The sequence below is a fragment of the Coleofasciculus sp. D1-CHI-01 genome, assembly GCF_040218875.1.
In the GTDB taxonomy this organism is placed as follows: Bacteria; Cyanobacteriota; Cyanobacteriia; order Cyanobacteriales; family Coleofasciculaceae; genus Coleofasciculus.
Genome location: NZ_JAVJQP010000016.1, coordinates 20,032 through 29,941, shown reverse-complemented (window position 1 = coordinate 29,941; position 9,910 = coordinate 20,032). Strand labels below are relative to the sequence as shown.

The following is a 9,910-nucleotide window of genomic DNA, read 5'->3' as shown; positions in this document are numbered from 1 at the left end:
GTCATTCGTCATTTGTCATTTGTTATTTGTGATAATTGAACGGTTAGGTCGGGGCGGGTTTAGTTATATCAGGGTAACACCAAAGGTTAACGGTAAAACCCGCCCCTACAAAAGATATTTCATCGGAACGTCTCTACATCGCTTCTTTGACGTTTACCGATAAATGGGTAGGGTAAAGTGGAAACAGCCACCACCTTTGGGCGAGGAATCGACCCAGATGCGACCATAATGGGCGCGGATTATGCGTTGGCACAAGGATAAACCAATCCCGTACCCGTCCTTGCCTTGATCGCGTTTGAGTCGGAAATGATTCTCAAAAATGCGATCGCGATTTCCTTCTGGGATACCCGGACCTGTATCATAGACCGAGACTTGAACTTTTTGGGTGGTGCGGTGCAGCATAGAAACCTGAATTTTACCCCCTTTTGGGGTGTATTTGTTGGCATTGTCTAGCAGATTGACAATGACTTGACGCACCAACTCACTATCGGCATGGACAGGGGGTAAATCCTGGGGAATGTCTGTTTCCACAATCTGGGATTTGAGTTGGAACGACTCCTGCATTTGATTGAGAATATCTTGACACAAGGGTCTTAACGCCAGTTTGCGGGGTTTAACGTAAAAGTCGGCGTTGCTGCCTTTGGCGGCTTGCAGGATTTCCGTAATCATGCGATCGATAGTACGGAGTTGGATACGCGCTTGTTCAAATAACCGGGCTTTTAGCCGGGGGGTTAATTCAGGGCGAGGAGCTTGATTCGGGTTGTTTTGACCTAATCCCAGGGTATCTAAGGCAATGGATGCGGCGGTTAAAGGGTTGCGGATGTCATGGGCTAACATGGATAAGATTTGGTCTTTAAAATGGATATTTTCCCGCAGTGCTGCGTTTTCTTGGTTGAGGCGAAAAATTTCGTCCGTGAGTTGAATCACTTCGACCGAAGATGCCATGGAAGGTTTGGCGGATGAGCCATTCTCACTGGAGATATCTCTGTTAGCGTCTCTGTTAGCGGATGAGACCATCTGCTGGGTTAACTCGGCTTTATAGTCTTCGATACAGCTTTGCCAGCGTGACCAACAGTTCTTCAACTGTCCTACTAAATTCGTTCCCGCGAGGGTTTGTCGGGGTTGGGGATGAATCTTTAGCAGGGCTGGAGTGGCTACAATTTTAAAATGTTCGGCTAAATAGGGCTGTTCTCCCACCTTCACAATCATCAGTTCAAAAGGATAGTCCTGTTTCAAGGACTCCAGATAGTTGCGGATGTGATGGATATGTTTCCGGGAACTGGGGCGCTCATCGACAAACAGCAGAAGCTGTAATGTGGCTTCCCCATCCGGAGAGTTCTCATGAGCGACCTGCATGAAATTGGGTGTTAGCACTCTTAACTGGGGCAATTGTAGGAGAACATTGGACTTGACTGCCTAGGGGCTGGGGGGTCTTTGCTTCCTTATAATTTAATCTCTATTTTAGATTTTCCGCAAAACTGAATGGTTTGTGACGTTTATCTATCCTTTTGCTGTCCCTTTCGTCCTAAAATCTTAAATGACTGTCAACCTCCCAGGCTATCCTAAACTTTTTCTAGCAATTCACAACTTCTATTCACTATGGCTATCGGCTACGTTGCGCTCGTCCTTCATGCTCATCTACCTTTTGTGCGGCATCCAGAAAGTGACTATGTTCTGGAAGAAGAATGGCTTTTTGAAGCCATCACCGAAACTTATGTGCCCCTCCTTCATGTCTTTGAAGGATTAAAGCGGGATGGGGTAGATTTTAAAATCACCATGAGCATGACACCCCCTTTGGTATCGATGCTCCAAGACCCTCTGTTGCAAGAGCGCTACGATAAACATCTTGCCTTACTCGAGGAATTAGTTCAAAAGGAAGTCGAGCATAACAAACATAATGGTCATATCCGCTACCTAGCTGAACATTATGTGAACGAGTTCAGCATGATTCGCCAAACCTGGAATCGCTATAGCGGTGACCTAGTGTTGGCATTTAAGCAATTTCTCGACAGCAATAACCTAGAAATCATCACTTGCGGCGCGACTCACGGCTATTTTCCGCTGATGAAGATGTATCCCCAAGCGGTTTGGGCGCAAATTCAGGTGGCTTGTGAGCATTATGAGCAAACCTTTGGGCGTCCCCCGAAAGGGATGTGGTTACCCGAATGCGCCTATTACGAAGGGGTGGAACGATTACTCGCTGATGCGGGCTTGCGCTATTTCCTCACCGATGGTCATGGGATCTTGTATGCCCGTCCCCGTCCCCGGTTTGGCACGTATGCTCCGGTTTATACGGAAACAGGGGTAGCGGCATTTGGGCGAGATCATGAGTCCTCTCAGCAGGTGTGGTCTTCAGAAGTCGGGTATCCGGGGTCACCCGAATATCGGGAATTTTACAAGGATTTAGGCTGGGAAGCCGAATACGAGTACATTAAGCCCTATATTATGCCCAATGGACAGCGCAAAAATACAGGAATTAAATATCACCGGATTACAGGTCGCGGATTAGGGTTAGGGGATAAGGCGTTGTATGACCCCTATTGGGCGCGAGAAAAAGCAGCTGAAAATGCGGCTAACTTTATGTTTAACCGGGAACAACAGGTGGGTCATTTGGCGGGAATTATGCAACGTCCGCCGATTGTGGTGTCCCCCTATGATGCGGAACTGTTTGGTCATTGGTGGTACGAGGGACCGTGGTTTATCGATTATCTGTTCCGCAAGTCTTGGTATGACCAGGGGACTTATGACATGACCCACCTGGCGGACTATTTGGGGGATAATCCCACCCAGCAGGTTTCTAAGCCCTCTCAGTCAAGCTGGGGGTATAAAGGATTCCATGAATATTGGCTGAATGAAACCAATGCTTGGATTTATCCTCACCTGCATAAAGCAGCGGAACGGATGATTGAGTTAGGGCGTCGCGAACCCGCTGATGAACTGGAATGGAAAGCCCTAAACCAGGCGGCGCGAGAGGTACTCCTGGCGCAGTCATCGGACTGGGCGTTTATTATGCGGACGGGAACCATGGTACCCTATGCCGTCCGGCGGACGCGATCGCACTTGATGCGGTTTAATAAGCTGTATGAGGATATCAAGATTGGTAAAATCGACAGTGGCTGGTTAGAAAAAGTCGAGGAAATCGATAACATTTTCCCCAAAATTAACTATCGGGTTTATCGTCCATTGTAAAGATTAGGGACAAGGGTGAGGGGGAGGGAGTAGAGACTTAGCATGATACGTCTCTACTTCGGGGCGGGCGCGAGTCGCATCTGGGTGAGAGAATAAACGATAATAGTGAAACCCGCCCCTACACACCAACCAGGTTCCCTTGGATTTTGGGTTGCTAAGGGTCATGCGCCATCCCCTCGGAGCCAAAACTCAAAACTCTCCCTTGTGCATCCCCTTGGCACTATAACGACGGTTTTGATCAGCTTCAACCATTTGACAATCCTCACAGAGTCCAAAAAATTCTAGGGTATGATAGTAAATCTGAAAGTGGTGGTTATCTTGTAACTGGGTCTCTAAATTGTGGACAGGACATTCCTCGATGGGAATCGATCGCCCACAATTGAGACAGGTGAGATGGTGTTGATCCTGCAATAAACTGTAGAGGGATTCGCCAGTGGATAGAGTCCGCATTTGTACCACTCCTTCGAGTTTCAAGGCATCGAGAGAGCGGTAAACTGTGGCTAGACCCATACCTTGCTTCCGCTTGCGTAACTCGATATGAATATCCTGGGCAGAGACAGCACGATTTAAGGTTTTGAGCAACTTTAAAATTCGCTCTTGAGAACGGGTGCGTTGGGCTTTCATAGATTTAGGGGTTAATCGAGGAAAAAGGATGTGGACTATTGGGGATTAGTAGTTCAAACTTTAAATTAAGGTAATCTCAAACCACTAGGGGGTGCTTGTGAATCATCAGTATAAGGCTCGAATTTATGTTACACTGCGACCTTCTGTATTAGATCCGGCTGGTGTGGCAGTTGAGTCTGGGATTGGACAACTCGGCATCGCGAATGTTAAGCAGGTACGCATCGGCAAGTATATTGAGTTAATGCTGACGGCGGCGGATGAAAACCAAGCCAGTGATCAACTGGATCGCATCTGTGACCAACTTTTGGCGAATCCAGTAATTGAAAATTATCGATTTGAGTTGGATGAAGTACAGGTACAGTTAGGGGTATCAACATGAAATTTGGTATTGTGGTTTTTCCTGGCTCAAACTGCGATCGCGATGTTGCTTATGTCACCCAGGAGTTGCTCAACTGTCCGACTCGGATGGTTTGGCATGAACAAACGGATATTTCTGATCTGGATGTGGTTGTATTACCCGGTGGCTTTAGTTATGGCGACTACCTGCGCTGCGGCGCGATCGCTCAGTTTTCGCCGATTATGTCCCATGTGATTGCCCACGCCAAACAGGGTAAGTTTGTCCTGGGTATCTGTAACGGCTTTCAAGTCTTAACCGAAACCGGGTTATTACCGGGGGCATTAGTCCGGAATCGAGATCTCCATTTTATTTGCGATCGCGTTCCCTTGAAAATAGAACGCACTGACATTCCTTGGACTTCAGCTTACGCCACGGGAGACATGATCACACTGCCCGTTGCTCACGGGGAAGGACGCTACTACGCCCATACAGACACCCTGAAAGCCCTCGAAGATGGAAATCAGATTGTCTTTCGTTATGCCAATTCCAGCGGTGAAATCGACGAAACCAGCAATCCGAACGGTTCAGTGAATAACATTGCCGGAATATGCGATCGCACGGGTAAAATATTGGGCATGATGCCTCATCCCGAACGGGCATCTGACCCTTTGTTGGGCAGTGTTGATGGCATCAAATTATTTCACGGATTATTAGCGTTCATGAATCAACAGCGACTCCAACCCGTCTAACCAAGTTTCTTTATGCTCTCTGAAATCGTAAATTAAATTCAATACTCCTAAGAAAGCCAGTGACTTCAGACAATCCCAACACCGGCTTGCCCATCAAACCAATCCGCTACCGAGATTGGTTAATTAGCACGAAGATGATTGACAGACGGTTGTGGTTACGTTGGCAACACCCGAATGAAAATTTTGCTCGCTATAGCTATCCAGTCACAGAGCGAGGCTTGACAGAGTCCATTCGTTATGCAAGACACCTGATTGATTTGACTATCGAGTTAGAAGAGGCAGAATCAAAAGCCGCTTCATCGTGAATAATCAATCGCTAGGTCTAAAGCAGCTTCCTGGTACACTTGTTTCAAGACCTCAGCTAAATTGACAACAGGTTCTGGGTCTGGTGGCTGCAACGGAAGCAAAAATTGGGGAATGGATTCACGCCAATTAAACGGGTAAAGTTCAGCTTCGGGACGAAGATTGGTTCGACTGACCAAAATGCGGTAATCTGATGGAAGTGCCTCTGCCATTGGCATAAATTTCCCCGTCCTCAACAGATCAATTTCAACCAAGTGAGTAGCACTATTTAAAACCTTACCTCCATACTAGATCTATAGCAAAAGACAGAAAGCATTTATGTTTAGTGAACTACTCAGATGTGAATCATTTCTGTTGCTGAACAAAACTATTCGCCATAAATCGTCACCACAATTTGACGGCGACGCGGTTTCACATCGCATTCTAGGTGAAAGATTTGCTGCCAAGTGCCTAATTCTAACCTGCCATTTTTAAGGGGTACGGTGATAGAGGGTCCCAACCAAGTGGCTTGCAGGTGAGAATGTCCATTACCATCATGCCAGGTTTGCTCGTGTCCGTAATCCCGACTAGGTGGAATCAGTTTATTTAACAGTTCCGGTAAATCCCGTTCCAACCCTGGTTCAAACTCGATTGTGCCAATGGAGGCGGTACTGCCAATATTAAACACATGAACCATTCCGGTTTGGATACCAGAGTTTTTGACAATGGCATTGACTTTATCGGTCAAGTCATGCATATCGCCATTATTATCGGTGGCAAGTTGAATGTAGTCTTGATGAACAGCCATTATGTTGATGTGGATAACTATTTCCTATTTAAGCAGGATAGGTGAAGATCGTCATTTGTCATTTGTCATTCGTCATTCGTCATTGGTAAGGAGTTGCGGCTGATGTACACCGTGTAAAATTCTACCAACTTAACTGTCAAAAGGAGTCATCAGCCAATTGTAGGGGCGGGTTTAGCCATTAAACTTACTTGTCACCAATAACTGCTCAACAAAACCCGCCCGACTCAAATGATGCAATAATTTTTATTTTTGATCGCAAGGCTTGTGGTTCTCCATAATCGATAATGTATCCATAAAGAATCGGGTAAAATCTAGACTATTCAAGACGAAATAAAATTTAATACTCAATGGAGTTAAATTATGTTATTAGAACTGAATCGAATTACTATACCACCAGGACAACGGGTGTTACTTTCAAATATAAGCTGGCAGGAATTTGAGACAATTTTAGCGGATTTAGGCGAACATCGTGCCGCTAGAGTAGCGTATGATAATGGAACTCTGGAAATTATGACACCGTTGCCCGAACATGAAAGTCGGAAAGAACTTGTTAGTGATTTACTCAAAGCACTTCTGGAAGAATTAGAGATTGAATTTTGTACCTTGGGTTCAACGACTTTCAAAAATGAGGCGATGATTAAGGGGATAGAACCGGATAACTGTTTCTATATTCAAAATGAAGCAGCGGTTCGAGGGAAAGACCGCATTGATTTAACGATCGATCCACCTCCGGATTTAGCGTTAGAAATTGATGTCACCTCTCGCACGCATCCAAGTATCTATGCTGCGTTAGGAGTGCCTGAATTGTGGCGGTTTGAAAAAGGTAAATTACAAATTAACCTGCTGCGAGAAGGGAAGTATAGTCCGTCTGAAGTTAGTCCAAATTTTCTCAACCTTCCACTCATTGATGCGATTCCCCAGTATCTCAACCAATGTCGGAGTTTGGGTAGAAATAAAACAATGAAAATATTTCGCGCTTGGGTACAAAATCAGAGAGAGATGTAAGGGAGTGGTACACCTTATTTGATTAATTAAAATTATGCCCAGAAACCGTAGGGGCGCATGGCGTGCGCCCATAAAATATGCAAATCTAATCCATTAATTCGTCATTGGTAAGGGTTTGAGGCTTGTTGACATAACTTACAACACTTTCTAACACGGTGTAGTACAGTAACGATGAGACAGTGCTTTTCTACTCTTGAAAATGGTGTATCACATCGAGTAAATCGGGCGCACGCCGTGCGCCCCTACAGAATTAATTATCCGTTTGAATCCGCAAGGTTAAACGCACCGTATCCATTAACCATTGAGGAACCCGCCAACTTAAAAGCGATCGCTTAATTAAATCAATGACAACGGCTTCACTGAAACTAGAGGCATCCTCATCCCATAATACCCGCACCACACGCCCCTTACGCACCGGAAACTCAAAGACAAGTTCGCCACAGTATCCCGATGGTAAAATCACCTGTTGCAGGTGTTGCGTGAGTAGAGTCGCACTTGACTTTTCTAATCCGGTAACGCTGAGAACTTGCAGGTTAGTAATGGTTTCATCCAGAACCGGGGGAGATGGGGTAGGCGTGATATCAACATCAGTACAGTTAAGGAGTGGCTGCTGGGTGGAATCGCCTATAACCGGAGAAGACGCCCCATTAGTCGTGACTGAGGGTGGCAAACCAGAATTGCTTCGCGATCGCCTGAATTTAAGTCCGAGGAAACGCATGGGAGATTGATCGAATATTCCTTCATACGATACCCCTTCTGGCACCTCCACGGGGACAGAAACACAAATTCCTTTCCCTTGCGGATCAGTTCGGATTTTTTCACTGACGGCAACAAACGCTGTATAGGGGGCTAAAATCTGATAGGTTAAGGCTGTTTCGATGATTGCCTCAACCTGTGTCTTCTTCTCACAGTGCCACATTTGATTCATCAGATCCTTGATTCGCGCCCGCCCCCACAACTGCGCGATCGCACAATTACCCTCTGAATCAAATTTCAGGTAAAATTCCTGTTGATAACGCTTACCCCCGGTAACGGTTCCGGTAATTTTCAGGATACCCGTCTGTTCCGGATGAATTGAAGAAATGCGCCCAAATAAAACTAAGGGTTGTTGGGTAAACAAATCGGGGGGAGTTGTCGGATAAATCATCGCCTCTCCCAGCCCTTGCCACTCCACATTAATAGTAGTTAGCACAGGGTTATTAATTTGGCGCAAGAATTCTTCAGTTACCTTTTGAGTTGACTCATCCTGACGTACAATTCGTGAGGTTCCTCGCCCTAATTCAGCCATCCGATTTAAGAGAAACCGATTCGGTGAACTGCCAACCCCAAAACTATATAAACGATTTCCCGGTTGGAGATACTGTTTTACCTCTGCCAAAATTTCTGATTCATTACCAATATAACCATCAGTAATTAATACAATACTGCGTAAACGTCCTTCGGGTGCAGGGGGGAAATTTAAGACAGCCCGAATTCCATTGAGTAAATAGGTGCCGCCATTTGCTTTTAATTGATTAATATACGTCAGGGCTTTAATTCGATTTTGGGGCGTATTGGCTAAAGGTTGAGCAGATAATTGGGTCGTGATATCAGAAAAATCCAGAATTGTAAATGTATCCTGGGGATTCAATCCCTGGATAAATCGGCGCATCAGTTCCTGAGATTTACGGAACGGATCACCTTTTTGAGATCCGGATGTATCGATGAGAAAAACGACATCTTTAGGGACAATTTCATGATCGGAATAATCCACCGCCGGAATCAAATACAAGGCAAAATGACCGCCGCGTGTATCCGATTGCGTTAGTACCGTCGCCTGAGTGCGATCGCCTGCCACTTGATAGCGTAAAATCAGGTCTTTATTGGGAATGGTGTCTTCTTCCCCCAGGAGTACGCGCACCCATGTCTCCTCATGTTCCACTTTGATCGGGTGCGAGGGGGAATTAATATTGGAAATGGGAACCCCGGCGTCAATTTCCACCGTGATTTGAATATCGTGTCCTGAACGGGTACTGGGTGGGATAATCGTAGGCATAATCCGTGACGCATCCGCCACGCGATCGCTATCCCCTGTTTCATCAATAGGAATCCCTGGACAAAAGCGGGGTCCTACTACCATCGGGAAGACAAATTCGCATTCACCGCCACTAAATTTCAGGGTGTCAGTATAGCGAATCGTTACATCAATCCGTTCTCCGGGTTTAATATTGGCTAAAGATTGGGTAAAAATATTATCCCGTTCTTGTTCTAATAATCCAGCCGTTCGTCCCTCTTGGCGGGCTTGTTCGTAAATTAGCTGCGCCTCTTCCCGTTTTTTAATCCCTCCTTTAATTATGCGATCGCCCAGTTTTATTTCCATCTCATCCACCACCGCCGCATCTGGCAAAGGGAAGATATAGATAGCTTCTAACGGTTCCATGAAGGAATTTTCAAAGGTTTGCGTTACCTCGACACGGGATAAATTCCCCGCCACTTTAGCCAGCACTTGTGTATGCTTCAATGGGAAAACCAAAGCATGTTCCCCCGTTTTGGTGTATAGTCCACCAAGGGGTTTATGAGAGCGGAGCGTTGTATTCATAACCATGAGTACATTCTTCACCAATGAGGGGCATCTATAATCAATGCTACTGTTGAGTTTTGGCGTTTCAGGAGCAGTTGACCCCTTATGCTAGCGTTAGTGGTTTTCGTACATCCAAGGAAAATTAACAAATATAAAGGATGAGGGGTGGAGATCGTCATTCGTCCTTTGTAAAGGTTTGAGTTGTAGGGTGGGCTGTGCAACGCCAGACTTGAGGAGTGTGACATTCAACCTAACCCCCCAGCCCTGGAGAATTCAAAGCCTCTCTCCTTGAAGGAGAGAGGTTTGGAGAGAGGTTTTCCAGATCCCGATCAAAAGTAAGGTTTATCCGCGACGAA

At 45.9% G+C, this 9,910-nt stretch carries 9 protein-coding genes and 1 pseudogene; 5 read left to right on the top strand and 5 right to left on the bottom strand.

All coding sequences use genetic code 11. The annotated features are described in order from the left end of the window. Positions 1-153: 153 nt before the first annotated feature. Positions 154-1,356, bottom strand: coding sequence for a histidine kinase (locus RIB93_RS02970; RefSeq protein WP_446370145.1), 1,203 nt, complete (start codon positions 1,354-1,356; stop codon positions 154-156). Between the two features lie 243 nt (positions 1,357-1,599). On the opposite strand from RIB93_RS02970, the gene RIB93_RS02965 reads away from it, so the two are divergent. Beyond that, positions 1,600-3,189, top strand: coding sequence for a glycoside hydrolase family 57 protein (locus tag RIB93_RS02965; protein WP_446370143.1), 1,590 nt, complete (start codon positions 1,600-1,602; stop codon positions 3,187-3,189). A gap of 189 nt (positions 3,190-3,378) precedes the next feature. On the opposite strand, the gene RIB93_RS02960 is transcribed toward RIB93_RS02965, so the two are convergent. Then, the gene (locus RIB93_RS02960) at positions 3,379-3,813 is read right to left on the bottom strand and encodes a Fur family transcriptional regulator (protein ID WP_446370141.1); all 435 of its coding nucleotides are present in this window, start codon (positions 3,811-3,813) and stop codon (positions 3,379-3,381) included. Positions 3,814-3,910: 97 nt separating this feature from the next. Here RIB93_RS02960 and purS point away from each other — a divergent pair, with 97 nt between their 5' ends. Genes purS through RIB93_RS02945 form a run of 3 tightly spaced genes read left to right on the top strand, consistent with a single transcriptional unit; the run spans position 3,911 to position 5,204 of the window. After that, positions 3,911-4,192, top strand: a complete 282-nt coding sequence (purS, locus tag RIB93_RS02955) for a phosphoribosylformylglycinamidine synthase subunit PurS (RefSeq protein ID WP_446370139.1) — start codon at positions 3,911-3,913, stop codon at positions 4,190-4,192. Next, entirely contained in the window at positions 4,189-4,899 is a 711-nt protein-coding gene (gene purQ / locus RIB93_RS02950) for a phosphoribosylformylglycinamidine synthase subunit PurQ (protein ID WP_446370137.1), read from the top strand. The genes purS and purQ overlap by 4 nt, the downstream gene beginning before the upstream one ends. A 59-nt stretch (positions 4,900-4,958) precedes the next feature. Beyond that, positions 4,959-5,204, top strand: a complete 246-nt coding sequence (locus RIB93_RS02945; RefSeq protein WP_446370135.1) for a hypothetical protein — start codon at positions 4,959-4,961, stop codon at positions 5,202-5,204. Here the strand turns inward: RIB93_RS02945 and RIB93_RS02940 are convergent. Both RIB93_RS02940 and RIB93_RS02935 read right to left on the bottom strand, forming a co-directional pair. Continuing rightward, positions 5,196-5,468 (bottom strand): annotated as a pseudogene (locus RIB93_RS02940) (DUF4058 family protein); the annotation flags it as partial. The gene RIB93_RS02945 and the pseudogene RIB93_RS02940 overlap by 9 nt on opposite strands. A gap of 101 nt (positions 5,469-5,569) precedes the next feature. Then, complete coding sequence (locus RIB93_RS02935; protein WP_446370133.1) at positions 5,570-5,989, bottom strand: secondary thiamine-phosphate synthase enzyme YjbQ; 420 nt, start codon at positions 5,987-5,989, stop codon at positions 5,570-5,572. A 360-nt stretch (positions 5,990-6,349) separates the two neighbouring features. Here RIB93_RS02935 and RIB93_RS02930 point away from each other — a divergent pair, with 360 nt between their 5' ends. After that, entirely contained in the window at positions 6,350-6,994 is a 645-nt protein-coding gene (locus RIB93_RS02930) for a Uma2 family endonuclease (RefSeq protein ID WP_446370131.1), read from the top strand. A gap of 250 nt (positions 6,995-7,244) precedes the next feature. Here RIB93_RS02930 and RIB93_RS02925 read toward each other — a convergent pair whose 3' ends face one another. Further along, positions 7,245-9,572, bottom strand: coding sequence for a VIT domain-containing protein (locus tag RIB93_RS02925; RefSeq protein ID WP_446370129.1), 2,328 nt, complete (start codon positions 9,570-9,572; stop codon positions 7,245-7,247). Positions 9,573-9,910 lie beyond the last annotated feature (338 nt).

What these genes read in the sequence shown, in the direction of transcription:
- RIB93_RS02970 (WP_446370145.1), bottom strand. Translation starts at nt 1,356, where the DNA reads ATGCAGGTCGCTCATGAGAACTCTCCGGATGGGGAAGCCACATTACAG.
- RIB93_RS02965 (WP_446370143.1), top strand. Translation starts at nt 1,600, where the DNA reads ATGGCTATCGGCTACGTTGCGCTCGTCCTTCATGCTCATCTACCTTTT.
- RIB93_RS02960 (WP_446370141.1), bottom strand. Translation starts at nt 3,813, where the DNA reads ATGAAAGCCCAACGCACCCGTTCTCAAGAGCGAATTTTAAAGTTGCTC.
- purQ (WP_446370137.1), top strand. Translation starts at nt 4,189, where the DNA reads ATGAAATTTGGTATTGTGGTTTTTCCTGGCTCAAACTGCGATCGCGAT.
- RIB93_RS02935 (WP_446370133.1), bottom strand. Translation starts at nt 5,989, where the DNA reads ATGGCTGTTCATCAAGACTACATTCAACTTGCCACCGATAATAATGGC.
- RIB93_RS02930 (WP_446370131.1), top strand. Translation starts at nt 6,350, where the DNA reads ATGTTATTAGAACTGAATCGAATTACTATACCACCAGGACAACGGGTG.
- RIB93_RS02925 (WP_446370129.1), bottom strand. Translation starts at nt 9,572, where the DNA reads ATGAATACAACGCTCCGCTCTCATAAACCCCTTGGTGGACTATACACC.